Source organism: Acidimicrobiales bacterium (genome assembly GCA_030747595.1).
Taxonomy (GTDB): Bacteria; Actinomycetota; Acidimicrobiia; order Acidimicrobiales; family MedAcidi-G1; genus UBA9410.
The window spans coordinates 89,554-114,442 of sequence record JASLKK010000003.1 but is presented as its reverse complement, the minus strand read 5'-3'; the positions used below and the strand labels follow the sequence as shown (position 1 = coordinate 114,442).

Here is a 24,889-nt window from a genome sequence, read left to right as displayed (position 1 = left end):
GGCAACAGGGGCCGCCCGTCAGGCGCGAGGGCCCTCAACAAAGTAGGTCAGCCGACCGAGCCCTCCATCTGCAGTTCGATCAGGCGGCTCCACTCCACCGCGTACTCCATGGGCAACGTTCGGGTGACTGGTTCGATGAAGCCGTTGACGACCATGGACATGGCCTGCTCCTCGGTCAGCCCCCGGCTCATCAGGTAGAAGAGTTGGTCGTCGGCCACCTTGGACACCGTCGCCTCGTGGCCGATCACCGCGTCGGCTGAACCGACCTCCATGTAGGGGTAGGTGTCGGAAATACTGTCGTCGTCGAGGATGAGTGCATCGCACTGGACGTGGCTCTTGCAGCCGTAGGCGTCGTCCTCCACCCGCACTAGGCCTCTGTAGCTCGTCCGACCACCGTCCTTGGAGATCGACTTGGACACGATCTTGGATGTGGTCTCCGGTGCGGCGTGAGTCATCTTGGCCCCCGCGTCCTGATGCTGTCCCGGGCCGGCGTAGGCCACCGACAACACCTCGCCCGAGGCCTTCGGGCCGGCCAGGACCACGGCCGGGTACTTCATGGTCAGGCGGGATCCGATGTTGCCGTCGATCCACTCCATGTGGCCCTCAGCCTCCACTCGGGCCCGCTTGGTGACCAGGTTGTAGACGTTGGACGACCAGTTCTGGATGGTGGTGTAAGTGACTCGAGCCGACGGCTTGACGACGATCTCCACCACGGCTGAATGGAGAGAATCCGTGGTGTAAACCGGCGCCGAGCAGCCCTCGATGTAGTGCACCTCCGAACCCTCGTCGGCGATGATCAGCGTCCTCTCGAACTGGCCCATGTTTTCCGCGTTGATTCGGAAGTAGGCCTGCAACGGCATGTCGACCTTGACGCCGGGTGGAACGTAGATGAACGAACCGCCGCTCCACACCGCGGAGTTGAGCGCCGAGAACTTGTTGTCATTGGGCGGGATGATCCGACCGAAGTAGGCCCGCACGACCTCCGGGTGCTCACGCAGGGCGGTGTCCATGTCGCAGAAGATCACGCCCTGTTCCTCTAGGTCCTCGCGGTTGCGGTGGTACACCACCTCGGACTCGTACTGGGCTGTCACGCCGGCCAGGTACTTCCGTTCGGCCTCCGGAATACCTAACTTCTCATAGGTGTTCTTGATCGACTCGGGGACGTCGTCCCAGTCGTCGCTGAGCGACTCGGTGGGCTTGATGTAGTAGTAGATGTCGTCAAAGTCGATCCCCGACATGTCGCCGCCCCACCAGGGCATGGGCCTGTTTCCGAACCGCTGGAACGACTTGAGACGGAAGTCCCGCATCCACTCCGGCTCGCCCTTCATCCATGACATTTCCTTGATGACGTTCTCGTCGACGCCCTTGGTGGGCTTGTAGACGTAGTCCTCCTCGTCGCTCCAGCCAAGCTTGTAGCGGCTGAGGTCGAGGCCCAGATCGGTGGCGGACATCGGCGGGACTCCTGTTGCCAGTGGCAGTCGGGGGTTGACGGATGGGAAGACGGGGATTTCCCCTATGTAGATAGTAACAATCCCCTGAACCGTTCAGAAGGGCATCGGCCATCGGAACGGTTCAGGTGTGGTGGCGACGCTGCCGATCCAACCAGCCCAGCAGGATGGCGATGGCCCTCGGATCGTGCCGCAGGTGGTGTCCTGCCCCGGCGATGATCCGGAGATCGGCCGCTCCATGGGCCCCGGCCACCACCCGGGCGTCCAGCGGTGGAACGATCTCATCGTCACCACCGTGGACCAGCAGGAGATCGCGCGGCGCCAGGGCCGACACGGACCGCTCAGCCGACAGCTCCCGAAGCGCACCCGACCATCGATTGAAGTCGGGCGGGGAGTCGGACATGGTCAGAAGTCCAGCGTCACGAGCGTGTAGGAGCAGCCGGCGCGGGTTGGCCGCCCAGTCCGACCAGTCGGCTGGTGCAGCCAGTGCACCAACCCCGCTGATCCCGTCATCGACGGCCGCCGCACAGATGGCCAGCGCGGCCCCACTGCCGAACCCCACGACCCACACCCTCTCCACGCCGGTCTGACTCCTGAGGTCGGCGGCGGCGGCCACCACGTCGTCACGCCAACCGTCGAGGCTGAAGTCGCCGTCGGACCCGGGCATTCCCCGTAGGTAGGGAACCATGGCCACCCATCCCATCTCCGTAGCGATCCGGAAGGCCAATTCCGGAAAAGTGGCCACCGAGTTCGCTCCACCGTCGGGTCCGCTGGGAAACCCGTGGCAGATCACGACGCCGGGCAGGGCCACTCCACCGGACCCCGACCCGTTCCCGATTGGGCGGGTGACATGGGCAGCCAGCGTCAGGTCCCCGGACGGGAACCGGTGGTTATCGAACCCGTCGACCCCGGAGGCCGCGGCATCGCCCGCGGAGGACACGACGGTCAATCCAATCGGCGGAGGGTGTCGCGGAACTCCCGGCCCCGCTGCACGTACACCTCAGCGTTAATCATGTTGGCGTCCTCGGGAACCACACCTTCCCGGACGGCAGCCGGCACACCCAGGGCCATCGATAGGGGCGGCACGATCTGACCGTTGCGCACCATCGCATTGGCTCCGACGATCGAACCCCGGCCGATCACTGCCTCGTGCAGGACCACGGCCCCCACTCCGACCAGCGCCCGGTCCTCGATGGTGCACCCCTCGAGGTGGCACAGGTGACCCAGGGTCACGTCCTCGCCGACGATGGTCGGCAGGTGGCTAGTGCAGTGCAGTACCGCGTTGTCCTGGACCGACGTCCGGGCTCCGATCCGAATCAGGTTGTCATCGGCCCGGATGACCGCGTGGGGCCACACGCTCGCACCGGGGCCCAACTCGACGCTGCCGATCACCGCGGCCAACGGATGGACGTAGGCCGTCGGATCGATCACCGGGACGCGGTCACCGAGCGCGTAGATCGCCATCAGCCCTGCGCCCGGTACTCGCCGTACTTTCCTCCGAGGAAGACCAGCGGCGAACCCTCGTCGACGTGGGACACCCCGACCACGCGTCCCATTACGAACCAGTGGTCACCGGCGTCGACCACCTCATGTACGGCACAGTCGATGGACGCCAGACATGAGGGGATGGCCGGCGATCCGGTCATCTCGGCTGGCTGCCACCCTGTGCCCTCCCAGGGGTCGCCGTCCTTGCGGAAGAAGGCGTTGGACAGATCGGCCTGTGCGTCGGACAGCACGTTGACGCAGAAGCCATCTGATGACGACATTCGTCCCCACGTGTAGGACTCCTTGCCGGGTAGAAAGCCCACGAGCGGAGGGTCCATCGACACCGACACGAATGAACCGATCACCATGGCAAGGGGCTCGTCTCCATCCATGGCCGTCACCAGCGTGACGCCCGTCGGGTAACGGCCCAGCACCTTGCGGTATAGGTCGCCGTCGATCTCGTTCAGGGTTCCGCTCGGGTTCTCGTCAGCCACGGGGCTCTTCCTCTGTCGTTGCCCGCCGATGACCGGCGAGGTCGGGGACCGAACCTAGCGGGGAGTCGCCGCTGCCAACGTGTCGTCGGACGGCACCAGTGAGATCGTGCGACCCTCGACAGCAGCAGAGACATGGTCTACGTCGAGTCCGACAGAACGATCACGCGCCCCAGCCAGCAGACGGTCGATGTGGTCGTCGTCGTGGGCCGGGTCGTGGTGGAAGAGAACCAACTCGCCGACCCCCGCCTGATGGGCTACCTCGATGGCGTAGTCCACGGTGCAGTGCCCCCAGTGGGGGCGTTCCGCGAACTCCTCCGGGGTGAACTGGGCGTCGTGGATCAACAGGTCCACGCCGTCAGCCAGGGCCAGCACCTGGTGGTCGACACGAGTCGGATCGTCGATGGGCTGCTGGTGGTCGCTTATGTAGGCCACGCTGAGCCCGTTCCAGTCGACCCGATAGCCCAGCGTTCGGCCGACGTGGGGCACCGGTCGGGCGGTCACCCTTGCCGAACCGACGTCGAAGCCTCCCTCTGGTGTGTCGTTGAGCGACATCCGCCCGACCAACTCCCGGTAACAGATCGGAAAGAATGGGGGTGTCATGAACATGTCGAACGACTGCTCGAGCGTGCTTCCCTCCTCGCCCGGCCCGAACACGTCGAGTCGGGTATCCGGGCAGTGCAAGGGAGCGAAGAAGGGAAGTCCCTGGACGTGGTCCCAGTGGAGGTGGCTTACCAGCGCTGTGGCCCGGAAGGGGCCTGAACCGCAACGCTCGTCGACGCCGTAGAACCGAAGGCCGGTACCCAGGTCGAAGATGATCGGCTCGCCACCGGGGACGTCGAGAACCACACACGAGGTGTTCCCCCCGTAGCGCCGATTGTCATCACACGGGCACGGGGTGGAACCCCGGACTCCGAAGAACGTGACGTCGAGTGATTCCCCCATCGGTGACCAAGGGTAGGGAAGCCTCCCCGCTCGACGGGGAAAATGTGACGCATCTCTCAGCCGGCTCGGTGTGACATTGGAAACGGTGCGAAACTCGGCCCATGGCCATGGAACCCTCTCCCAATGGGTCACAGGTCCAAAATCCCGGGTCGCTTCCAGACGGGCTGATCGCCGTCGTTAAGGCCGGCTGTCCGGCCTGTGCACTGGCCCGGCCGGTGTTCGTCGATCTCGCTGAACGGGCCGACCTGACCGTTTACACCCAGGACGACCCGACCTTCCCCACCGAGGCTGACTGGGTCGTCGACGACACCGACCTGGCCATCAGCTGGGGCCTGGACCTCGACGCCGTCCCCACCCTCCTGAGAATTGAAGGTGGTGTGGAGACGGCGCGAACCACCGGTTGGGACCGCGACCGGTGGGAGGAGTTCACCGGCGTGAGCAACCTCGGCCCGGACCTGCCGCCCTTCAAACCCGGTTGAGGGTCATTGACGGTCGATCCCGGGCGGATCGACGCACTGCGGGCCCGCTACGACGGTTGGGGCCTGGCGTCGCGTCGGGTGGAGGTGGGCTCCCTCGAGGATGAGGCGGAGGCCATGTTCGACCGGGGGTGGACCGACGGCCTTCCCATCGTCGCCCCGACCGAGGCGCGGGTAGCCCGGATGCTCGACGGCACGACCCGTTCGCCCGGCGACATCGTGGCGCTCATGCCCCCGGCACTCGTCGAGTGCACGGTCGAGAAGGTGGCCGTGAATGCGGTGATGGCCGGCTGCCGTCCGGAGTACCTCCCGGTGGTGCTGGCAGCGCTGGAGGCCATCTGTACTGACGAGTTCAACATGCACGGCGTGTTGGCCACCACGATGGGCGTTGGACCAGTGTTCGTCGTCAACGGGCCCATTGCCCAACGAATCGGCATGAACGCCGGCATCAACGTCCTGGGCCATGGAAACCGGGCCAACCTGACCATCGGACGGGCCGTCCAGCTGGTTGTACGCAACGTGGGGGGCGGTCGACCCGGAGAGATCGACCGGGCCACCCACGGGAGCCCGGCCAAGCTGTCTTTCTGCTTCGCCGAGGACGAGGCCACCAGCCCCTGGACCACGTTGGCCGAGGAACGGGGCTTCGCCCGGTCAACCGACGTGGTGACCGCCTTCTGTGGCGAAGCTCCCCGGATCGTCGTTGACCAGCGCAGCCGGACGGCCGATTCGCTGGTTCGCTCACTGGCCGACGGTCTGCGATCGGCAGTGTCTTCGAGAGTGGTGGCCGGCATGGACGCCATGCTTGTGGTGTCGCCCGAGCACCTATCCCGATTCAGTGATGCAGGTTGGGACCGGGCACGGTTCATGGAGGAACTGGGCGCCCACCTGATGGTCGACACGGACACCATCGTGATCGGCGCCGGCGGCATCGAGGAGGGCCTTCCCGAAGCCATGGCCGGCCTGACCCTCCCAAAGTTTCGTCCCGGGGGGCTGCTTGTCGTCCACGCCGGCGGTCCGGCCGGCCTGTTCTCCTCGATCGTGGGAGGCTGGTTGAACGGCCCAATGGGAAGCGAACCAACCAGCAGGGAGATCACACCGTGAGCGACACCGACCCGTCACCGACGACCGGGCACCATCCGGATGTCGCGAAGCACGCAGGGGCGGTGATGCTCCTGGATCCGACCTCCGAGGCCGAATCGACCAATCGGACCCTCACCGCCCGGAAACCCTCGCTAGACGGCCTCACCATTGGTCTACTGGACATCAACAAGCCACGAGGCGACGTGTTCCTCGATCGACTCGAGCAGCAGTTGGGGCGCCGTGGGGCCACCGTGCTGCGTTTCGCCAAGCCGACCTTCACCAAGCCAGCGCCCGCCGACCTACGCCACGAGATCGCCACTCAGTGCGACGCGGTGATCGAAGCACTCGCTGATTGAGGCTCCTGCACGACGTGCAGTGTGCACGACATCGACGATCTGGAACGGCGAGGGCTTCCCGGGGTAGTGATTGCCTCGGAACCGTTCAGGGATGCCGCTGCGGCCCAGTCCCGCGCACTGGGGCTCGAGGTGGCCACCGTGTTCACCCCCCATCCGATCCAGGATCGGACCGACGAGGAGATGCACGCCATGGCTGACGCGCTCGTCGGCACCGTGGTGAACGCCATCACGGCAGATGCCAACACCGACCATCAGTGACGACGAGGCCGTCGAGCACCAACCGGGCTGCCACCCGCTCAGCCCTCTGGGGATCGTCGGGCCATCCCATTGCCGTAGCCAGGCCGTCGTCGTCTACCGGGTTCTCGGCCAATGCGGCCACCAACCGACCACGCCCCTCCCGATCAGACCCTTCAAAGGTCGCCTGTCGCCCCGAGACCCCTGCTGACCCGATGGCGGGATCGATGCCCTCTCCCCTCCAGACGCAGCCATCACTGAGCGGACAGTCGTCACAAGTGGGGTTTCGAGCCCGACAGACAGTTGCACCGAGATCCAGCACGGTCTGGTTCCAGGCCCAACCGGATCCAGCTGGGACCGACGCGTCGGCCCGTTCCTGAACCTCGCGAGGACTGAGTTCCCGACCCGACCACCGAGCCAGCACCCGGGCCACGTTGGTGTCAACGATGCCCACGTCGGCCTCATCGGCAAATGCCAGCACCGCTCGCGCCGTGTAGGGCCCGATCCCGGGTAGGTCCAGCAGATCTGCCAGGTTCCCGGGCACCTGACCCCCGTGGCGGTCGACGACCGCGGTAGCTGCCCGATGGAGGTACACGGCCCGCCGGTTGTATCCCAGCCCCGACCACTCGGCGATCACTTCGCCGACCGACGCCTTTGCACATACCGTCGGCGTCGGATACCGCCCGAGGAACCGGGGCCAACGCTCGACCACCCTCGTGACCTGTGTCTGTTGGAGCATCACCTCAGCCACCAGGATCGACCAGCGATCCCGAACGGCCCTCCACGGCAGGTCGCGGAGGCGCTCGCGACCCCACGCCAGCAACTCGACGGGAAGCCCCGGAGGGCTCTGTAACGACAGCGCAACCTGTTCGCCGGCCGACAGCGATCGCAGGGGGTCAGCGCCATCCACCGAACCGACGGTAGTCCCGGGGTGGAGACAGTGGCCGGGCCCTGAGATCCGAATGCGGCGCGCTAGCGTCAGCGCCCGTGGCGAACGCACCCGACCTCTCGATCGAACTGCATCCCGTTGGCGGTGACCCCCGCCTGCTCTCGCAGTTGCTGACCACCTTTCCCATGGCTGCTGTCGTGGTCGACCCCTATACCCACGAGAGTTCGTGGCTGCTGGACACCGCCCGGCGCGTGCTCACCGTCTTTCGCGGCGCGGATGTCCGCGTGGCCTTTGTGGTGGCCGGGGCTGATGCCGCCGGGGCCGCTAGCTTCCTCGGCCCTCTGGTCGATGAGATCCTCACCCTGGCTGACCCCGACCGGTCCGTGGCACGTTCCATGGGCCTCAGCAGCCTTCCGGCGTTCGTGGCCATCCGTCAGGACGGATCGGTGATCGGCGTGGCCGAAGGTTGGGATCCGGAAGCATGGAGAGCGACGGCGGCCGATCTGGCCGACATGACCAGTTGGTCCCGTCCGGAGATCCCCAGCCTCGGCGATCCGGCTCCCTACGCCGGCACTGCCGCACTCGGCTGAGCCGTCTGGCCCAGACGGAACCCGGGGATCGATCAATGCGGGTCCGCGTCGGATTCGGCTTCGGCGGTTCAACCGGCCCGGGTGGTGAACGGGGCGGCGATTCGATCTTCGCGGCCGTCGTCGATGACCTGGAACGTCTCGGCTTCGATTCCCTCTGGGTGAGCGAGCGGGCGACCGGAACCACGCTCGACCCGATGGTGGCCATGGCCTTCGCCGCGGGGCGTACCGAACGTCTCAAGTTCGGGCCAGCTGTCATGGTGCTCCCCGGGCGGAACCCGGTGCTGTGCGCCAAGGCCCTGGCCAGTCTGGACCGCGTGTCCGGAGGCCGAGCGTTGCCGGCGTTCGGGTTGGGAATCGCTGACGCAGCCGAACATCAGGCGTTCGGCGTCCAGCGGGGTGACCGTGCCGCATGGTTCGACGAGGCCCTGCCTCTGATGCGCCGTCTCTGGACCGAGGACGTGGTGGACCATGACGGCGACCGATTCCACCTCGAAGGCGTGCGGGTGCAGCCCAAGCCGATTCAGGATCCGTTTGAGGTGTGGCTGGGAGGTCAGGCTCCCTCCGAACTGCGACGTTGTGGCCGACTCGGCGATGGGTGGCTGCCATCGTTCACCACACCAGCCATGGTCTCCGATGGCATCCACCTCGTGTCGACCACCGCGACCGAACACGGACGGACCATTGATCCCGAGCACTTCGGCGCACTGGTCCCGTTTGTCCATGGGTCGATGCCCGAGCGGTTCGCCGCCCGGCTCCGCGTTCGCCAACCCGACCTGGATCCCCGGGAGGTAGTGGCCCAGGGGGTGGCCGGCATCCGGTCCCGTCTCGAGGCCTTCGTGTCCGTAGGGGCATCAAAGTTCGTGGTCTTCCCGCTGGACGAGCCATCTGAACGGTCATCGAGCCGATCGACGGGCAGCGCCTCCGGCGGAGTCGACGCATGGCATGCCACCATCGAAGACGTGGCTACCGAATGCCTCTCCCTCCAGAGTTGAGAAAGCCCATGCCCGCCCGAGCGATCGCCGTTGCGCCCGACACCCGCGCGGGGATGTACGAGGCCATGTGTCGGGCCGTGATCGACGGTGGCGGAACCCTGGCTGACATCAGCGTTGCCGAGGGCCTGGTCTGGTCCGACCCCGCTCGCCCAGAGGCCTTTCCAAGCCTCGTTGCTGAGGCCAGCAGGCTGGAATGGATCCAACTTCCCTACGCCGGGATCGAACCGTTTGCCGACCACCTGGACGAACGTTGGAGATGGACGTGCGGAAAGGGCGTCTATGCCCCGGCGGTGGCCGAGACCGTTCTGGCTCTGATGCTGGCCGGCCAGAAACATATTCACGGGTACTCCCGGGCATCGGGTTGGTCCCGTCCCGTGGGTCGAATCCTCCGCGGTAGCCGAGTCACCATTCTCGGTGGCGGTGGGATCACCGAGCTCCTGCTTCCCCTGCTGGCGCCCTTCGGGTGTGACGTCACTGTGGTACGACGCTCCTGCGAACCGTTCGAGGGCGCCGACCGGACGGTGACTACATCTCGGCTCCACGAACTCCTCCCTCGTACCGACGTGCTGGTCCTGGCGCTGGCGCTGACCGCCGAGACGACAGGCATCATCGCTGCGCCGGAGCTCGCCGCCCTTCCGGACCACGCCTGGCTCGTGAACGTCGCCAGGGGCGGCCATGTGGTCACCGACGACCTGGTGGCCGCTTTGACCTCCGGCGCCATCGGTGGTGCGGCCCTGGACGTCACCGATCCCGAGCCGCTGCCCGACGGTCATCCGTTGTGGTCGGCACCGAACTGCCTCATCACTCCGCACATCGCCAATACCCCGGAGATGGGTCTTGCTCTCCTGGAGCCGTTTGTGGCCGAGAACGTGCGGCGGTTCTGCTCCGGTGAAGACCTGTTGGCACCGGTCGACGTGGCACTCGGGTACTGAGCTCGCTTCCCGGTTTCCCGTGCCTGTCTTCCTGGTCACCACAACCTCCTGGCTACTAGCTGGGGTGTTCATGGCCGCGGCGGCCACCAAGTTGCGGGATCCTCTGGGAACCCGCCGCACCCTCGGGGAGTTCGGTCTTCCCCGCCCTCGGTTGCTGTCTCGTGTGTTACCAGCGACCGAAGCGGCCACGGCCCTGTTGCTGGTAATCGACCCCCGAGTGGGTGGCCAATGCGCGGTGGCCCTGCTGGTCGCCTTTACCACGCTGATCGCCGGACGGCTGGCAACCGGGCACCGGGATCCATGTGGTTGCTTCGGGACATGGTCACGGCGGCCGCTCTCGTGGCGAGACCTGGCTGTTAACGCGGTACTGGTCGCCCTCGGCGTGGTGGCCGCCCTCGGCTGAAGCCGGAACCGGACCGACTGCTACCGTCCGCGCCCTACCTGAGTTCCACGAGATCCGCCAGGAGCCTGACGACCATGGATTCACTTACGGCGACCCGACGACTGGCCGGGCCCATCGGGAGTTTCGGGGCAAGGTTCATGCTGGATCCGACCACCTTCACTCGTTCCACCGAGATGGGGCTGCCGGCCAGTCTGGCGGGCTACGTACAGGGGCGGGTCGGGGTCATGGGCGGAGTCGACACGGAGACGGCCGTCGACAACATGCTCTTCTTTGACCGGGACCTGGTAACCCGGTGCTGGGAGGAGCCGTGCGACCTCTCGAAGTCCGAGGCGGGCAGCGTCTACGCGTCGATCTGTGCGGAGCGGGGACGTTCCTATCTCGATGGATTTTCGGGTGCTTCGCGGCTAGCTGAGCTCCTCGAGCAGGTAGCCGACTCGGCCGACGACACCCGAGCCGCCCTGTTTGCCGGCTGGAGGGACGCCACCCGACCTGATGACGACGCCGGAAGGGCCTACCTGCTGCTGGCCACCGTTCGTGAACTCCGGGGTTGTCGACATATGGAGGCCTCCCGCTCCGTGGGAGTCGAACCGTTGGGTATGGTCCTGGCCAACAGCGGCGAGGGAACGGCGAGGCTCCACGGCTACCGGGATGTGGACCCCGATCACGAGGCCACCCCCGCCGCCCAGGTCGATGCCATCGAAGCAGCCACCGACAAGGCCAATGCCGCGGACTTCGCCTGCCTGACCGATGATGAACGGGCTGAACTCGTGGCCCTCGTAGACGCTGCCGACAGCTTTGCTACTGAACGATGAGTCGCTGAGAGATAGACCGCATACCGCTAGATCCGCAACCAACTGACTGAGATCCCGTCCGACGGGATTTCCCGACCCCAGGAGCACTCCGACATGGATGGCCTGATGATGGACACACCGTTGTCCCTGATCCACCTGTTCGACCGCGCCACACGCCTCTTCGCGGACAAGGAGGTGGTGACGGCCACCCCCTCCGGCCTTGAGCGGATGAGCTACGGCGAGTGGGGTGAACGGACCCGCCGCCTCGGCGGGGTGCTCGACAACCTGGGCATCAGCGAGGACGGCCGGGTGGCTACCTTCGCCTGGAATACGTCACGTCACCTTGAGCTCTACTTTGCCCCACCGTGTACTGGCCGCGTCTCCCACACGTTGAACATCCGGTTGTTCCCCGAGCAGCTCACCTACATCGTCAACCACGCCGCCGACGAGGTCATATTTCTCGACCACTCGGTGGCTGGCCTGATCTGGCCGCTCATGGAGACCTTTGAAACGGTCCGCCACGTGGTGCTCATGGACGACGGCGCTCCGGCTCCCGATCCTGATGCGATCGCTCCGGAGGTCCACGACTACGAGGACCTTTTGGCCGCTACCTCGCCGGTCGACTGGGCGCCGGTGCCCGAAGGTCGCGCCGGGTCGATGATGTACACATCGGGCACTACGGGAAACCCCAAGGGGGTCGTCTATTCCCACCGGTCGATGGTGCTCCACACCTTCGGGACGATGATGGCCGACACCCTCGGCGCCTGCGAACGGGACGTGATCCTGCCGGTAGTTCCGATGTTCCATGCCAACGCCTGGGGACTGGCCCATGCCGGCGTGGCTACCGGCGCCACCTTGGTCATGCCGGGGGCCGACCTGTCCCCCGGAGCACTGGCCGGCCTCATCGAAAGCGAATCGGTGACCATGGCTGCAGGTGTCCCCACCATCTGGATGGGCGTGCTGCCTGAACTGGCTGGCCGAGAGACCTCGTCGTTGCGGTCCGTCATCTGTGGCGGATCTGCTGTCTCGAAGTCACTCTCGGAAGGCTTCCGGGAAACCACCGGCCTTCCCATCCTCCAGGCGTGGGGTATGACTGAGACCAGTCCTCTCGCGTCCACCTGCAACATCAAGTCGACGCTCGACCACCTCGACGATGACGCCAAGGCCGACCTTCGCACCGCAATCGGCCTGGTCTCCGCCGGCGTGGACTTTCGCATCGCTGAACCCGAGACCGGCGAGGAGCTGCCGTGGGACGGCCAGACGAGCGGCGAGTTGCAGGTCAGGGGACCGTGGGTGGCAGGCAGCTACTACGACGACGAGCGCTCATCGGAGTCGTTCACCGATGACGGTTGGCTCAAGACGGGCGACGTGGCCACCGCCGACGCCGAGGGTTACATCCGGCTCGTGGACCGCACTAAGGACCTCATCAAGTCAGGCGGCGAGTGGATCAGTTCGGTCGAGCTGGAAAACGAGATCATGGCCCATCCCGAAGTGGCCGAGGCCGCCGTCATCGGGGTGACGTCAGCCAAGTGGGGCGAGCGGGCCATGGCCTGCGTAGTGACCGTCGGGGGGGCCGACCTCTCGGCCGACGACGTGCTGGCCTGGCTGGACGGGCGGGTCGTGAAGTGGTGGATGCCCGACCGCGTGGAGTTCATCGATGAGGTGCCCAAGACCTCGGTCGGAAAGTTCTCCAAGAAGACCCTGCGGGATCGCTTCGCCGACGTGACGGTCGACTGATCGGGCCTGGTTGATCCAGTCGGGTCGGCTCCGGACCTACCCGGCGGGTCGTTGTCGGGACGCGCGTCTCATGGCATGATCGTGCCCGTCCGCCCACACCGAATCGAGGGAGACCTTCGTGGAATTGTTCAGTGACTTCATGGGAATGACCGGAGGCGGTCAGGCCCTTGGTCGGTATGCCCACTATTTGGCCGGCATCACCTGGATTGGCCTCCTCTACTTTTTCAACTTCATCCAGGGTTCGGCCTTCGCCGAGATGGGCGATGCCGCACGCGGCGAGGCTCTCCGCAAGATCACATGGCGCACCCTGTGGTGGTTCCGCTGGGCCGCCCTCGGCACCTGGCTCTCGGGCATCTGGATCCTGATCGCCCAGGAGGTCCGTGGCGACTACTTCCGCTCGGCCGCCGGTATGGGGATCTCATTCGGCTTCCTGCTCGGCACGACCATGGCCGCCAACGTGTGGATGGTGATCTGGCCAGCTCAGCAGATCGCCATCGGTTCATCGGTGGCCGTCTCTGAGGGCGGTGAGGCCGACCCCGCTGCGCCAGCTGCGGCCAAGCGAGCCGGTCGGGCAAGCCGGGTCAACACGCTGTTCTCGATTCCGCTCGTCTTCTTCATGATGTTCCCGAGCCACTTCGCTTCGCACTTCGGAGATGTCACGAACAAGCTGGCGGTGGATTCCGGTGCTCGCATCGCCATCTGGATCATCTTCGCAGTGGTCTGGATCGTGATGGAACTCTCAGCCGTCGGCAAGATCGGCGGCTACGACAGCGCGATCAACAGGATCGTGCTCGACAAGCATCAGGACACGATCAAGTACGGCCTGGCCATCACCGTCCTTCTCTACCTGCTCTTCGAGATCCTCGCCTGAGTACCACCTCTGGTCACCGGCCGCTGCGCCAAGTTCGCTGACGCGAAACGACCCGCCCTCCGGGGCGGGTCGTTCGTGCTTTTCAGATCGGCTCGTTACTCCACGAGCAGTCGAGCTTCCATGCCGCTCTGGCGGTGGCCGGCAATGTCGCAGTAGAGGATGTAGCGGCCCGGCTCGAGCGTGATGGTCCCGGTGTCCGTGCCACCGTTCTCGACGACGAGACGCAGTTCGTCCTCACGGCCTTCGATGACCAGCGTGTGCTCCTGGAAGCCGGCCAGTGAGAATTCGACGGTGACCTCGCCAGCGGTGGCCATGTAGCTGTCGGCATGGAAGTCCTGCGTGTCGAGCCCAACCACCCGAAGAACGCCGTCAGCCGGCTTGTCAGCCGTGGAGCCATCATCGCTTCCACCGCAGCCCGAAGCCAGGAGGCCGGTGCTCAAGAAACCGACCACCATCAGGCCAGCCGCCAAACGACCGGCAACCGGTGCGATACGGGCCAGAGGACGCGCATTGCTCGATTCGCGAGATGAGTTCATGGGCCGGAGGCTACCGATGGGCGATGATGGGCCGATGTCGAGTTCTTCCATCCGACGCAAGGGTTCCCAGGTTGCCCTGCTGGCCAATCCCGCGGCCCGGCGGGGTCGGGCCGCCGACGACGTAGCCCGGGTGCTTGAACGCCTCAGGTTTCGGGGAATTGAGCCGCTGGTCCTGGACTCGGCGTCTGCTGACGAGGCTCTGACCGCCGCCCGCCATGCCGTGGCGACCGGCATCTCGAGGCTCGTCGTAGTCGGGGGAGACGGGATCGTCCACATGGCAGCCAACGCGGCAGCCGGATCAGCGACCGTGGTAGGCATCGTGGCTGCCGGCACGGGTAACGACGCCGCCGAGTCCCTGGGCCTGATCGGAGGTCCGAGTAAACAGGACCTCGACGCTCGGGTGGATCGTGCACTCGCTGATCCCACCCCCGCCGACCTGCTGGCCTGTCGTTCCGGCCTGGATGCCAGGAAATCTGATCCGCTCTATGCCGTGACGAGCTGCATCGCCGGCTTTCCTGCACTCGTCAATGCCCGGGCCGAAGCTATGGGGTTTCCACGAGGCCCTTCGCGCTACACATTGGCCACGTTGGGTGCTATTCCAGGAATGAAACCGGGCAGGTTCCGGCTCACCTTTTCCGGTGGTCCTGATGATGGGGTGGTTCTCGATCATCGGGCAGCCGTCGTGGTAGTGGCCAACCTCGGGCTGTTCGGTGGTGGGATGCGGATCTGTCCCGATGCCCGTCCCGACGATGGCCTGCTGGACGTGTGCCTGGTGGGTGACGTGGGTCGCCTGGCCCTCCTGCGGGCGTTCCCAAAGGTCCGAACGGGCGCCCACCTCGACCATTCCGATGTCACGATCTATCGGGCCTCCGAGGTTCGCCTCGAGACGGACACCGCTGACCCGACCGTTCGGGCCGATGGTGAACCGTTCGCCCGGCTTCCTCTCACCATCACGGTGTGTCCCGGTTCCCTGCTGGTGGCAGGAGCCGACTGCCGCGCCCCCGGCCGCGCCCCGGGTCGCTTCCGGCATCTGCGCCTAGGGTCCCAGTCATGAGCCACCGCATCCGAATCACCTACTGCGTCCCTTGAGATTATTCCTCCCGCGCCGTGAGCGCGGCTGGAGACCTACTGGCCACCTACCAGAACGTCGTCGATGATCTGGTCCTGGTGACCGGTGAGAACGGGGTGTTCGATGTGGTCGTCGACGACACCATCCTCTACTCGAAAGCCGAGACGGGCCGTCACGCCGAACCCGGCGAGATACTCGACCTGTTCACGGCCCACGTCGGGCCGAACGTCCCCCGCTACGACCCGGGGTAGCGCCCACCGCTGCTAGCCCAGCGCTGTTCGCTCGACGCCGGTGCCCGAAACCCGTTCTGGGGCCCCCGATCTGGATGGCGTCGGTCTAGATTGTCGACACACGTTCCCCCGGGAACGAATCCCCCAGCAACCAGAGAATCAGGAGTTCCATTGTGAGCCTCGACGGCAGCCAGACGCTCGAGAATCTGAAGGCCGCCTTCGCCGGCGAGTCTCAGGCCAACCGCCGGTACCTCTACTTCGCCAAGGTGGCCGACATCGAGGGGTACCCCGACATCGCCGGCAACTTCCGCGATACCGCGGAAGGCGAGACCGGACACGCCCACGGTCACCTCGACTACATCAAGGCCGTCGGCGATCCTGCCACCGGCCTGCCCATCGGTGACACCGTGGAGAATCTGGCCGCAGCGGTGGCCGGCGAGACCCACGAGTACACCGAGATGTACCCCGGCATGGCCAAGACGGCCCGTGAAGAGGGCCACGGCGACATCGCCGACTGGTTCGAGACCCTCGCCAAGGCCGAGAAGGCCCACGCCGGTCGCTTCCAGTCGCTGCTCGACGGAGTCAGCTGAGCCCAGCCCCACTGTCCAGATTCTGCACGTGTCGCACCGGTCGTTCCGCTCGGGACGGCCGGTGCGTCGCGTCTGACCAGGTCTGGACCGACTTGACGTAACCCCCTCAGGAAGCACGACCGTGGCCGACCACATTCCGTACGCCCCCACTACAGGGCTGACCTACGACCCCTCCGACCCCGTGTACTGGGATGCTGATGCGTTGCAGGGCGAGGTCGATCGGACGTTCGAGATCTGCCACGGATGCCGGATGTGCTTCAAGTACTGCGACTCGTTTCCGTCGCTGTTCTCGTTTCTAGACGACCGTCACGACGGCAACGTCCGGGCCGTCACCGATGCCGAGACGGCCCAAGTCATGGATCAGTGCTTCCAGTGCAAGCTCTGCGAGGTGCAGTGCCCGTACACGGTGCGCGACAGCCACGAGTTCCAGTTGGACTTCCCCAAGTTGGTCCATCGCTACAAAGCCCAGCGTGCCAGAGCCGAGGGGCTCGACCTACGGGATCGGGTACTGGGTGATCCGGACCGAACGGCGGCCCTCGCCCGTGCATCGGGTGGTCTGGCCAACGTGGCCAACACACGCAGTCGGATCCACCGGATCTTCCTGGAGAAGGTGCTGGGGGTCCACCGCGACAAGGACCTCCCCCGCTTCGCCCGCACCACCTTCACCGCCTGGGCTACTCGACGCGGCCTCGTCAAGGACGATCCGACCGAGGGTGAAGCCGTTCTCTTTCCGACCTGTTACGTGGAGCACAACGAACCCGAGGTCGGACACGACACAGTTGCCGTGCTGGAACGCAACGGCGTGGACCTGACATGTGAGAAGGGCCTGGCCTGCTGTGGCATGCCTGCCTGGGAGTCGGGCGATCTCGACACCCTTCGGGAACGGGCCACCACGAACCTCAACCGACTCGAGCCCCACGTCGACGCAGGCAAGAAGGTCGTGGCCATCAATCCGACATGTTCGATGATGCTTCGCCGCGAGTACCCCGAACTAGTGGCCCCTGAGGACCGGGAACGGGCCCAACGCCTGGCCGACGCGGTGTCGGACCCGGCGGAGTTCCTGTGGTCGATCCGCGACGAGGACCGTTTCGACGACCGGTTCGCCTCGACCCCGGACAGCGTCGCCTACCACGCCCCGTGCCACCTCCGAACCCAGGCCGTGGGCTTCAAGGGCCGGGACCTGCTACGAAAGATCCCGGGTGTGAAACCGTCCACGACCATGGAGTGCTGCGGCCACGACGGTACGCACGCCATGAAGGTTGAGGGTTTCGAAGCCTCGGTCCGGATCGGAAAGAAGGCCTTCGACGGGCTCGCTGCACCGAATGCCGAGGTCTGGGCCACCGACTGCCCGCTGGCCGCACTCCAGTTCAGCCAACACGCTGGAAAGCGACCCATGCACCCGATGTCGATCCTGGCTCGGGCGTATGAGCCGGACGGATTCCCCACGCCCGTGGCTCCACCCGCGGAGCCAGTTGCCGACGAGACAGGCGCGCCATGACGGACTACCCAGCCCCAGCCCCCCACCATGTCCGGCGTGACGAAATCCTCGACTGGCAGACCTACGCCGACAATCGGGATGCCGTCCGCGCCGAGGTGATGACCGTCAAGGCGGTTCGCCGGATCCATCTCGGCGAACACCTCACGTTCCTGTTCGAGAACCACGACACGATGCGCTACCAGGTCCACGAGATCATGCGGGCCGAACGGATCGTGCGCGAGACCAGCATCCACGAGGAGCTCGAGACCTACAACGGGATGCTCGGCGGCGCCGGCCAGCTGGGATGCGCCCTGCTCATCGAGATCGAGGACGAGGCCGAACGCCGGCCCCTGCTCGAAGCCTGGCTGGGCCTCCAGGAGTGCCTGTATGCCGAGACCGCCGATGGTTCTCGCATCTACGCCGAGTTCGACCCGACCCAGGTAGGTCGTGGTCGACTGTCCGCAGTGCAGTACCTGAACTTCTCGCTCGAGAGCGGACCGGTTCGGTTGGGCAGCGACTTTGCGGCGCTCGAACTGACGGTTGACCTCACCGAGGCCCAGCGGGCCGCTCTGGCCGCCGATCTGGCGGCCACCCGGCCCTGAGGGAACTGCCGGCCGGGAGTGCCCGCGCAGGAGCTTCTGATCGGGGTTCCTGCTAAAGGCCGGCCATGATCTCAGCGTAGGAATCCAGCAGGGGCAGGACTTCGTCACGGGGAGCGGACGGCACAGCGAACGCCGCTCGCTCGATGCCGTGTTCGGCTAGATCAGCGAGCACGCCGGCATCGGCGGGCGCGTAGTAGATCGAAATCTCCAACTCATCGGGGTCCCGCCCCGCCTCGGCACATGCCTCGGCCCGTAGCGCGGAGAGTTGGGCGCCGTCCACCGCGGTCCGGCCGCCGATGGGAATCCAGCCGTCGCCATAGGCCACGGCCCGACGAAGTCCACCCGGGGCCACCCCGCCGACGTGGATCGGCGGATGGGGTCGCTGGACCGGCTTGGGATTCTGGTACGTGGCGTCAAAATCGACCTGGTCCCCGTGGTATTCGGCAGGGTTCCCGGCCCACAGGGCTTTCATGGCCTCGACCCGTTCACGCATCAGTCCGAATCGGCGGTCCGGGTCGGTCCCGTGGTCGGCCATCTCCTCGAGGTTCCAACCGGCGCCCACCCCGAACAGCACGCGACCACCGGAGAGCACGTCGAGGCTGGCCACCTCCTTGGCGGTGTGGATCAGGTCACGCTGGACGACGAGCGCTATGCCGGTGCCCAACTTCAACGTCTTGGTGGTGGCTGCCATGGCGCCGAGCGTCACGAATGGATCGAGAGTGTCGTAGTACATCTGCGGGAGGTCCGATCCGCCTGGCCACGGCGACTCCCGGGATGCCGGAATGTGACTGTGCTCGGCCAGCCAGACCGACTCGAAGCCACGTTCCTCCAGGGCGACGCCCAGTTCGACGGGACTGATGGCGTACTCGGTGGGAAAGAAGCAGGCTCCGAAGTGCATGTTGCGGAAACCTAGATCCCCCGACCACCAACGACGGTGACCGTTGGTTCGTCCGGCAAACCACCCGGGAACCGCCGCGGAGAGTGCCTGACTTGATTCTCTGATAACAACGGTTATTATCGTGTGATGGCCGACTCACCCAGTTCCCACACCGGGAGCGAACTCACGGACCGTCTGCTGCAAGCGGCGGCTGAGGTGTTCGCCGAAAAGGGCTACGAAAAGGCTGGCGTCGCCGAGATCGCCCGCCGAGCCGGCGTAACCACCGGCGCCATCTACAACCGCTTCGGCGGCAAGGCCGAACTCCTCCTCGAAGCCGCCGACCACCACATGCCCGGCTCGCTCGACACGGTGCTCAACAGCAGTGGGAGCGGCTCGGCAACCGAGGTGCTGTCCCGGCTCGGCGACCACCTGCTCGACGACCTGGACGGCGGCCACGGGCTGTTCCTCGAAGCCGTGGTGGCCGCCCGTCGCGACCCCGAGTTGGCTGACCGCCTCCGGTGTCGGGTGACCGACGAGGACCGACGGCTTGGCAAGATCGTCAGCGAGGGCACCAGCGACGGACTCCTGGACCCGGGCCTCGACGAGCAGGCGGTGGTCCGGCTGGCCCACGCCATCGGCTTCGGGATGCTGCTGACCCGTTCGATGGGCCTAGACCTCCCCGAGCCCGACAACTGGCACGCCGTCATCGACCGGGTCCTGGCCGGACTGGCGCTCCCCACCGAGAACTTTCCCACCGACGATTCCCTGACCGGAGACCAGACATGACAATCACCCAGGACGATGCCGCTACCTCGAGTGGCGGGTCCCCAGTTGAGGGACCTTCCGACGGCGCTACCGCTTTCGACCAGCTCATCGACAAGGTCCGGGCCGAGTTCGACACCCAGTTCACATGGGATTATGAACGCGGTCGGGACGGCCTGAACCGCCTCTACGAGAAGGCCAAGCGGTCCCAGTGGAACGTCAGCGACGACCTGGACTGGTCGATCGACGTGGACCCGGAGAGGATGGTCCGCCTCCAGGCCGAAACCACCGGAATTCCGGCCGGGTTCCCGGCCCGCAGCCTGCTCGACGTCAAGGGCTCCCCCGTCGCCTCATGGAACGACGACCAGTGGGTCGACTTCGCGGTCAACTCCCAGTGCGCGTCGCTCAGCCAGTTCCTGCACGGGGAGCAGGGCGCCCTGCTCTGTACGGCCCGTCTCGTCGAATCGGTCCCGTGGATCGAGGCCAAGTACTACGGCTCCACCCAGGTGGTCGACGAAGCCCGCCACGTCGAGGCGTTCGCCCGGTATCTCGACGAAAAGATGCCCACCACCTACCCGATCAACGAAAACCTGAAGTCGCTGCTGGACTCGGTGCTGAGTGATGAACGATGGGACCTTGTCTACCTCGGCATGCAGGTGGTGATCGAAGGCCTGGCCCTAGCCGCCTTCGGCATGATGCTGGGCACCACCCAGGAGCCGCTACTCAAGAATCTGCTGCGCTACGTGATGTCCGACGAGGCCCGCCACGTGGCCTTCGGGATCCTCTCGTTGCAGGAGATCTACGCCGACCTCTCAGCCGACGATTTCCGGCTCCGCCAGGAATTCGCCTTCGAGGCCTGCAACCAGATGCGCCGCCGCACCCTGAACGCCGAGTTGTGGCCCAGCTACGGCATCTCCAACGAGGAGATCGAGGCCCTGCTGCCCGACCAGAACTCCCAGCAGAAGTTCCAACAGTTGCTGTTCTCCAAGATCGTCCCCAACTGCAAGAAACTGGGCCTGCTCGACCATCGAGACGGCTGGCTGCGCGAGCGCTTCCAGGAGATGAACATCATCCAATTCGAGGACTGGGAGAACACCGCCGAAGCCCTCGACCTCGACGGACCGGTAGCCGACCGGGAACTCGACGATGCCGCCAACCGAGCCTCATTCGACCCGGATGCCCTGCAGGGCGTCGAGGTCATCGACACCCCAACCCACTGACCGGTCCCAGACAGCCCGCCCCAGAAAGCAGGAGTAGCCATGACCACCACCGAGAACCCCTCTCCCGAAGCCGCAGCCATGGCTGAGATGGACACGGAGAACGTCAGCGACGCGGCATTCGACTTTCGGGCGTATGCCAACGACCCGGACCGGATCACCGACTTCTCCCGCAGTAACGACGACGTCCATTCTCTGATCAGCGTGGTCGAAGACAACGCTGACGCCATCTTCACGTGGCGCTACGACAAGGGAGAGCGGGCAGCCCTCGACAAGCTCTACGAGAAGGCCAAAACCTCCCAGTGGAACGGCCAGACCGACCTGGACTGGTCGATCGACGTTGATCCCTACGCCGTGCTGGCTCCGGCCGACCCCGCCGAGGTGGCCTACTTTGCCGACAATCCCGATTCACCGCTCCACAAGCTCAACGAGGACGAGTGGCTCGAGGTGGGTGTGGAGTCCATGAACTGGAGCCTCAGCCAGTTCATGCACGGTGAGCAGGGTGCCCTGTTGTGCACGGCCAAGATCGTCGAGACCGTTCCGTGGATCGACGCCAAGTACTACGCGGCCACCCAGGTGGTCGACGAGGCTCGCCACGTCGAGGTGTTCGCCCAGTACCTCGACCAGAAGCTCGGGGGCATCAAGTACCCGATCAACACCCACCTCGGCGCCCTGCTGGACGACATTCTCGAGGACAGCCGCTGGGACATGACCTACCTGGGCATGCAGATCATGGTGGAGGGCCTGGCCCTGGCTGCCTTCGGATTCATGCACCAGACCACCGAGGAGCCACTACTCAAGAAGTTGCTGCGATACGTGATGTCCGACGAGGCCCGGCACGTGGCCTTCGGGGTACTCAGCCTCCAGGAGGTCTACCAGGAGCTCACGGTGGCCGAGTTGCGCGACCGACAGGAGTTCACCTTCGAGGCGGCGCTGCGCATGCGGGACCGGTTCATGCGCCAGGAGGTCTGGGAGCGCATGGGCGTACCCGTCAAGGACATGGTCAAGTTCAGCCTCGAGATGCCCGATGAGATGCGACTGTTCCAGAAGATGCTGTTCTCCAAGATCGTCCCCAACTGCAAGAAGTTGGGGCTCCTGGATGCCGGCGACGGATGGCTACGCGACCGGTTCACCGACATCGGGGTAATCGAGTTCGAGAACTGGGTCGACACCAGCGAAGAGTTCGCCGACCTCGACGAGGTGTCCAAGGACCGGGAGATGGCTGAGGGCTAGTCCCCGTTGCTGGCGTTCTCGTGGTGACGGATCACCTCGTCGATAACGAACCGCAGGAACTTCTCGCTGAACACCGGATCAAGACCGGTTGACTCGGCCAGCTCGCGCATTCGCTGCACCTGGGACGCTTCACGCTCAAGATCAGCGGGCGGCATGTCGACTGCAGCCTTGTGGGCGCCGACCTTCCGGGTCACCTTGAACCGTTCGGCCAACAGGTGGATGAGCGCGGCATCGATGTTGTCGATGCTCGATCGGTACTCGTCCAGCGTCTCGTCTCGTTCGGCCTGTCCCACCCACCGGATCGTAGGGCCTCCGACACGACAGCCGGTGACCTGTTTCCTGTGACCGGGCCCAGTCCCGGGAACGGACCGCGGCCCACCCGCGCCTACTCTCGGGTGACGCCAAGGGTCGACGACCCGCTCCACCATTTCGCCGGAGGAACCCTGCATGCAGATCCCGCTGACCATCGCCGACCACCTCCGCCGGGCAGAACTCGTCTACGGAGACCGGGTCGCCTTCGTTGACGAGCCGGACCAGGTGGCCGCCCCACTGCCCGACCTGACCTATCGCCGGGTAGGCGAACTGTCCCGGGCCATGGCCGCCGGCCTGGACCAGATGGGCCTGGACCTGGGGGCCCGGGTGGCCATGGTGAGCCACAACGCTTCTCGCCTGCTGGTCTTCCTGTTCGGCACCAGTGCCTTCGGTCGGGTCGGCGTGCCCATCAACTTCCGCCTCAATGCCGAGGAGGTGCAGTACATCGTCGACCACTCCGGCGCTGAGGTCCTGATCATGGACCCCGAGTTGGAGGCCGATCTGGGTGATGTGAAGGTCGGTACCCGTCTACTGGCCGGCGAGGAGTCCGACTCGCTGTTCCTGGAAGGCGTCGAGCCGCGCCCCTGGACGCCCGACGAGAATGCCACGGCGACCATCAACTACACGAGCGGCACCACGGCCCGACCCAAGGGCGTCGAGATGACCCACCGCAACCTGTGGCTGAACGCTGCGGTATTCGGCTGGCAGACCGGCGTGAACGACCGGGACGTGTACCTCCACACGCTGCCCATGTTTCACTGCAACGGCTGGGGCATGCCCTACGCCATGACCGGCATGGGCGGGAAGCACATCGTGCTCCGCAAGGTCGACGGCCACGAGATCCTGCGACGTATCGCCGAGCACGGGGTGACCCTCCTGTGTGGTGCGCCCGCCGTGCTGGCCGCCGTGCTGGACGCTGCGGCCGACTGGGGCGGCGAGATCCCCGGGCGGGGCACCATGCGTTGCGTGGTGGCCGGTGCACCCCCGCCCACCCGCACCATCGAACGGGTCGAGACCGAACTGGGATGGGAGTTCATCCAGATCTACGGACTGACCGAGACGGCGCCGCTCCTCACCATGAACCGGAACCGGTCCGAATGGGATGACGACACCCCGGCTGAGCGAGCCGCCCGGCTGTCGCGGGCCGGCGCTCCCGCGCTGGGCGTCACCCTGGACACCGCTCCCGACGGCGAATTGCTGGCCCGGTCCAACCATGTGCTCAAGAGCTACTGGGCGCAGCCCGAAGCCACCGCCGACGCCCTGGCCAACGACTGGTTCCACACGGGCGACGGGGCGACAATTGCCGACGACAACTTTGCCACCATCACCGATCGCAAGAAGGATGTGATCATCTCGGGGGGCGAGAACGTGTCGTCCATCGAGGTGGAGGACACCCTCTTCTCGCATCCTGCGGTGGCCGAGGTAGCCGTCATTGGCGTGCCCGACGAGAAGTGGGGAGAAACCATCAAGGCCTTGGTGGTCCTGGTGCCTGGTTCCGGCAGTGATGTCGATGCTGAAGGTCAGCCCGACGAGCAGGCGCTGATCGACCACTGCCGGGAGAAGTTGGCCCACTTCAAGTGCCCCACGTCAGTGGAGTTCCGTGACGAACTGGACCGGACGGCCACCGGCAAACTCCAGAAGTTCAAGCTTCGTGCCCCCTACTGGGAAGGCATGGCCAAGCAGGTCAACTAAGCCCATGACCCAGGACTCAGACTCAGACTCAGACTCAGACTCAGACTCAGGCTCAGACTCAGACCACAGGCCTATCGCCGACGAGTTCGTGGCTGCCAATCAGGCATTCGCCGTCGAGTTCCCCGACGCCAAACTCCAGGTCGAACCGACACGCCACGTAGCTGTAGTGGCCTGCATGGACTCCCGGATGGACATGTTCCAGCTGCTCGGCCTTGGCCATGGTGAGGCGCACGTCATCCGCAACGCCGGCGGGGTCATCACCGACGACGTGATCCGCTCACTGTGCCTTTCCCAACGGTTCCTCAAGACCCGCGAGATCGTGCTCGTGCACCACACCAACTGCGGCCTCGAGCAGGTCAACGAGGACGACTTCAGAGCGGACCTGGTCGACGAGATCGGCGTGGCACCAGTCTGGGCGCTCGAAGCATTCACCGATCCCCACGCCAGCGTCCGACAGTCCATGCAGAGACTGCACCTGTCACCATTCGTGCGACACAAGGACCACATCCGAGGCTTCGTGTACTGCGTGACCACCGGCCTTCTTGAAGAGGTCCACCCGGTCCACTGACCCG

General features: G+C 65.6%; 28 protein-coding genes and 1 pseudogene. 20 read left to right on the top strand and 9 right to left on the bottom strand.

Features of this window, described 5'->3' with window-relative positions; translation table 11 throughout:
• Nucleotides 1–47 precede the first annotated feature (47 nt).
• The 5 genes from sufB to QF777_03100 all read right to left on the bottom strand — a co-directional run bounded on the left by sufB (nt 48) and on the right by QF777_03100 (nt 4,369).
• Complete coding sequence (gene sufB / locus QF777_03120; GenBank protein MDP6910544.1) at nt 48–1,451, bottom strand: Fe-S cluster assembly protein SufB; 1,404 nt, start codon at nt 1,449–1,451, stop codon at nt 48–50.
• A 121-nt stretch (nt 1,452–1,572) separates the two neighbouring features.
• A complete protein-coding gene (locus QF777_03115; protein MDP6910543.1) occupies nt 1,573–2,388 on the bottom strand; it encodes a hypothetical protein in 816 nt (271 codons plus the stop codon).
• A gap of 5 nt (nt 2,389–2,393) precedes the next feature.
• A complete protein-coding gene (locus QF777_03110; protein ID MDP6910542.1) occupies nt 2,394–2,912 on the bottom strand; it encodes a gamma carbonic anhydrase family protein in 519 nt (172 codons plus the stop codon).
• Nucleotides 2,912–3,427, bottom strand: a complete 516-nt coding sequence (locus QF777_03105) for a flavin reductase family protein (GenBank protein ID MDP6910541.1) — start codon at nt 3,425–3,427, stop codon at nt 2,912–2,914. Before QF777_03105 ends, QF777_03110 begins: the two co-directional genes overlap by 1 nt.
• A 54-nt stretch (nt 3,428–3,481) precedes the next feature.
• A complete protein-coding gene (locus tag QF777_03100; protein ID MDP6910540.1) occupies nt 3,482–4,369 on the bottom strand; it encodes an MBL fold metallo-hydrolase in 888 nt (295 codons plus the stop codon).
• Between the two features lie 101 nt (nt 4,370–4,470).
• Between QF777_03100 and QF777_03095 the strand changes: the two genes are divergently transcribed.
• From QF777_03095 to QF777_03085, 3 genes are all read left to right on the top strand, one after another.
• Nucleotides 4,471–4,848 (top strand): hypothetical protein, encoded by a 378-nt coding sequence (locus QF777_03095; GenBank protein MDP6910539.1) that lies wholly within the window; start codon nt 4,471–4,473, stop codon nt 4,846–4,848.
• 6 nt (nt 4,849–4,854) lie between these two features.
• Complete coding sequence (locus QF777_03090) at nt 4,855–5,946, top strand: thioredoxin (protein MDP6910538.1); 1,092 nt, start codon at nt 4,855–4,857, stop codon at nt 5,944–5,946.
• A gap of 65 nt (nt 5,947–6,011) precedes the next feature.
• Nucleotides 6,012–6,539, top strand: a complete 528-nt coding sequence (locus QF777_03085; protein ID MDP6910537.1) for a UGSC family (seleno)protein — start codon at nt 6,012–6,014, stop codon at nt 6,537–6,539.
• Here QF777_03085 and QF777_03080 read toward each other — a convergent pair.
• Entirely contained in the window at nt 6,508–7,425 is a 918-nt protein-coding gene (locus QF777_03080; GenBank protein ID MDP6910536.1) for an A/G-specific adenine glycosylase, read from the bottom strand. The two genes, QF777_03085 and QF777_03080, sit on opposite strands and share 32 nt — an antisense overlap.
• A gap of 77 nt (nt 7,426–7,502) precedes the next feature.
• Between QF777_03080 and QF777_03075 the strand changes: the two genes are divergently transcribed.
• The 7 genes from QF777_03075 (at nt 7,503) to QF777_03045 (ending at nt 13,720) form a co-directional block, all read left to right on the top strand.
• Nucleotides 7,503–7,994: a hypothetical protein gene (locus QF777_03075; protein ID MDP6910535.1), complete on the top strand. Its 492-nt coding sequence runs from the start codon at nt 7,503–7,505 to the stop codon at nt 7,992–7,994.
• Nucleotides 7,995–8,029: 35 nt separating this feature from the next.
• A complete protein-coding gene (locus QF777_03070) occupies nt 8,030–8,986 on the top strand; it encodes an LLM class flavin-dependent oxidoreductase (protein MDP6910534.1) in 957 nt (318 codons plus the stop codon).
• An 8-nt stretch (nt 8,987–8,994) separates the two neighbouring features.
• On the top strand, nt 8,995–9,918 hold the full coding sequence (locus QF777_03065) for a D-isomer specific 2-hydroxyacid dehydrogenase family protein (protein ID MDP6910533.1): 924 nt from the start codon (nt 8,995–8,997) through the stop codon (nt 9,916–9,918).
• Between the two features lie 19 nt (nt 9,919–9,937).
• On the top strand, nt 9,938–10,321 hold the full coding sequence (locus QF777_03060; protein MDP6910532.1) for a MauE/DoxX family redox-associated membrane protein: 384 nt from the start codon (nt 9,938–9,940) through the stop codon (nt 10,319–10,321).
• 74 nt (nt 10,322–10,395) lie between these two features.
• Nucleotides 10,396–11,133 carry a hypothetical protein gene (locus QF777_03055; GenBank protein MDP6910531.1) on the top strand — a complete coding sequence of 246 codons (738 nt, stop codon included), beginning with the start codon at nt 10,396–10,398 and terminating at the stop codon, nt 11,131–11,133.
• A 93-nt stretch (nt 11,134–11,226) separates the two neighbouring features.
• Nucleotides 11,227–12,849 carry a long-chain fatty acid--CoA ligase gene (locus tag QF777_03050; GenBank protein ID MDP6910530.1) on the top strand — a complete coding sequence of 541 codons (1,623 nt, stop codon included), beginning with the start codon at nt 11,227–11,229 and terminating at the stop codon, nt 12,847–12,849.
• Between the two features lie 118 nt (nt 12,850–12,967).
• Nucleotides 12,968–13,720 (top strand): urate hydroxylase PuuD, encoded by a 753-nt coding sequence (locus tag QF777_03045; GenBank protein MDP6910529.1) that lies wholly within the window; start codon nt 12,968–12,970, stop codon nt 13,718–13,720.
• A gap of 95 nt (nt 13,721–13,815) precedes the next feature.
• Here QF777_03045 and QF777_03040 read toward each other — a convergent pair whose 3' ends face one another.
• Complete coding sequence (locus QF777_03040; protein ID MDP6910528.1) at nt 13,816–14,256, bottom strand: hypothetical protein; 441 nt, start codon at nt 14,254–14,256, stop codon at nt 13,816–13,818.
• 34 nt (nt 14,257–14,290) lie between these two features.
• On the opposite strand from QF777_03040, the gene QF777_03035 reads away from it, so the two are divergent.
• From QF777_03035 to QF777_03015, 5 genes and pseudogenes are all read left to right on the top strand, one after another.
• On the top strand, nt 14,291–15,310 hold the full coding sequence (locus QF777_03035) for a diacylglycerol kinase family protein (GenBank protein ID MDP6910527.1): 1,020 nt from the start codon (nt 14,291–14,293) through the stop codon (nt 15,308–15,310).
• Nucleotides 15,311–15,360: 50 nt separating this feature from the next.
• Nucleotides 15,361–15,576: pseudogene (locus QF777_03030) on the top strand (Rdx family protein).
• A gap of 152 nt (nt 15,577–15,728) precedes the next feature.
• Nucleotides 15,729–16,145, top strand: coding sequence for a rubrerythrin family protein (locus tag QF777_03025; GenBank protein MDP6910526.1), 417 nt, complete (start codon nt 15,729–15,731; stop codon nt 16,143–16,145).
• A gap of 121 nt (nt 16,146–16,266) precedes the next feature.
• The gene (locus tag QF777_03020) at nt 16,267–17,643 is read left to right on the top strand and encodes a heterodisulfide reductase-related iron-sulfur binding cluster (protein MDP6910525.1); all 1,377 of its coding nucleotides are present in this window, start codon (nt 16,267–16,269) and stop codon (nt 17,641–17,643) included.
• Nucleotides 17,640–18,224, top strand: a complete 585-nt coding sequence (locus tag QF777_03015; GenBank protein ID MDP6910524.1) for a DUF3501 family protein — start codon at nt 17,640–17,642, stop codon at nt 18,222–18,224. The genes QF777_03020 and QF777_03015 overlap by 4 nt, the downstream gene beginning before the upstream one ends.
• A gap of 52 nt (nt 18,225–18,276) precedes the next feature.
• Here the strand turns inward: QF777_03015 and QF777_03010 are convergent, their stop codons facing one another.
• Entirely contained in the window at nt 18,277–19,122 is an 846-nt protein-coding gene (locus tag QF777_03010; GenBank protein ID MDP6910523.1) for an LLM class F420-dependent oxidoreductase, read from the bottom strand.
• A 126-nt stretch (nt 19,123–19,248) separates the two neighbouring features.
• Here QF777_03010 and QF777_03005 point away from each other — a divergent pair, with 126 nt between their 5' ends.
• The 3 genes from QF777_03005 to QF777_02995 are packed head-to-tail and all read left to right on the top strand — an operon-like array spanning nt 19,249 to nt 22,313.
• The gene (locus QF777_03005) at nt 19,249–19,887 is read left to right on the top strand and encodes a TetR/AcrR family transcriptional regulator (protein MDP6910522.1); all 639 of its coding nucleotides are present in this window, start codon (nt 19,249–19,251) and stop codon (nt 19,885–19,887) included.
• Nucleotides 19,884–21,083 carry a ferritin-like domain-containing protein gene (locus tag QF777_03000; GenBank protein ID MDP6910521.1) on the top strand — a complete coding sequence of 400 codons (1,200 nt, stop codon included), beginning with the start codon at nt 19,884–19,886 and terminating at the stop codon, nt 21,081–21,083. The genes QF777_03005 and QF777_03000 overlap by 4 nt, the downstream gene beginning before the upstream one ends.
• A gap of 39 nt (nt 21,084–21,122) precedes the next feature.
• Complete coding sequence (locus tag QF777_02995) at nt 21,123–22,313, top strand: ferritin-like domain-containing protein (protein ID MDP6910520.1); 1,191 nt, start codon at nt 21,123–21,125, stop codon at nt 22,311–22,313.
• On the opposite strand, the gene QF777_02990 is transcribed toward QF777_02995, so the two are convergent.
• Nucleotides 22,310–22,606, bottom strand: coding sequence for a chorismate mutase (locus QF777_02990; GenBank protein MDP6910519.1), 297 nt, complete (start codon nt 22,604–22,606; stop codon nt 22,310–22,312). The genes QF777_02995 and QF777_02990 overlap by 4 nt on opposite strands.
• A gap of 154 nt (nt 22,607–22,760) precedes the next feature.
• Between QF777_02990 and QF777_02985 the strand changes: the two genes are divergently transcribed.
• Nucleotides 22,761–24,317, top strand: a complete 1,557-nt coding sequence (locus QF777_02985; GenBank protein MDP6910518.1) for an AMP-binding protein — start codon at nt 22,761–22,763, stop codon at nt 24,315–24,317.
• 88 nt (nt 24,318–24,405) lie between these two features.
• Nucleotides 24,406–24,885 (top strand): carbonic anhydrase, encoded by a 480-nt coding sequence (locus QF777_02980; protein MDP6910517.1) that lies wholly within the window; start codon nt 24,406–24,408, stop codon nt 24,883–24,885.
• Nucleotides 24,886–24,889 lie beyond the last annotated feature (4 nt).

What these genes read in the sequence shown, in the direction of transcription:
- QF777_03005 (MDP6910522.1), top strand. Translation starts at nt 19,249, where the DNA reads ATGGCCGACTCACCCAGTTCCCACACCGGGAGCGAACTCACGGACCGT.
- QF777_03015 (MDP6910524.1), top strand. Translation starts at nt 17,640, where the DNA reads ATGACGGACTACCCAGCCCCAGCCCCCCACCATGTCCGGCGTGACGAA.
- QF777_03040 (MDP6910528.1), bottom strand. Translation starts at nt 14,256, where the DNA reads ATGAACTCATCTCGCGAATCGAGCAATGCGCGTCCTCTGGCCCGTATC.
- QF777_03065 (MDP6910533.1), top strand. Translation starts at nt 8,995, where the DNA reads ATGCCCGCCCGAGCGATCGCCGTTGCGCCCGACACCCGCGCGGGGATG.
- QF777_03095 (MDP6910539.1), top strand. Translation starts at nt 4,471, where the DNA reads ATGGCCATGGAACCCTCTCCCAATGGGTCACAGGTCCAAAATCCCGGG.
- QF777_02995 (MDP6910520.1), top strand. Translation starts at nt 21,123, where the DNA reads ATGACCACCACCGAGAACCCCTCTCCCGAAGCCGCAGCCATGGCTGAG.
- QF777_03010 (MDP6910523.1), bottom strand. Translation starts at nt 19,122, where the DNA reads ATGCACTTCGGAGCCTGCTTCTTTCCCACCGAGTACGCCATCAGTCCC.
- QF777_03035 (MDP6910527.1), top strand. Translation starts at nt 14,291, where the DNA reads ATGTCGAGTTCTTCCATCCGACGCAAGGGTTCCCAGGTTGCCCTGCTG.
- QF777_03000 (MDP6910521.1), top strand. Translation starts at nt 19,884, where the DNA reads ATGACAATCACCCAGGACGATGCCGCTACCTCGAGTGGCGGGTCCCCA.
- QF777_03110 (MDP6910542.1), bottom strand. Translation starts at nt 2,912, where the DNA reads ATGGCGATCTACGCGCTCGGTGACCGCGTCCCGGTGATCGATCCGACG.
- QF777_03050 (MDP6910530.1), top strand. Translation starts at nt 11,227, where the DNA reads ATGGATGGCCTGATGATGGACACACCGTTGTCCCTGATCCACCTGTTC.
- QF777_03055 (MDP6910531.1), top strand. Translation starts at nt 10,396, where the DNA reads ATGGATTCACTTACGGCGACCCGACGACTGGCCGGGCCCATCGGGAGT.
- QF777_03100 (MDP6910540.1), bottom strand. Translation starts at nt 4,369, where the DNA reads ATGGGGGAATCACTCGACGTCACGTTCTTCGGAGTCCGGGGTTCCACC.
- sufB (MDP6910544.1), bottom strand. Translation starts at nt 1,451, where the DNA reads ATGTCCGCCACCGATCTGGGCCTCGACCTCAGCCGCTACAAGCTTGGC.
- QF777_02985 (MDP6910518.1), top strand. Translation starts at nt 22,761, where the DNA reads ATGCAGATCCCGCTGACCATCGCCGACCACCTCCGCCGGGCAGAACTC.
- QF777_03070 (MDP6910534.1), top strand. Translation starts at nt 8,030, where the DNA reads ATGCGGGTCCGCGTCGGATTCGGCTTCGGCGGTTCAACCGGCCCGGGT.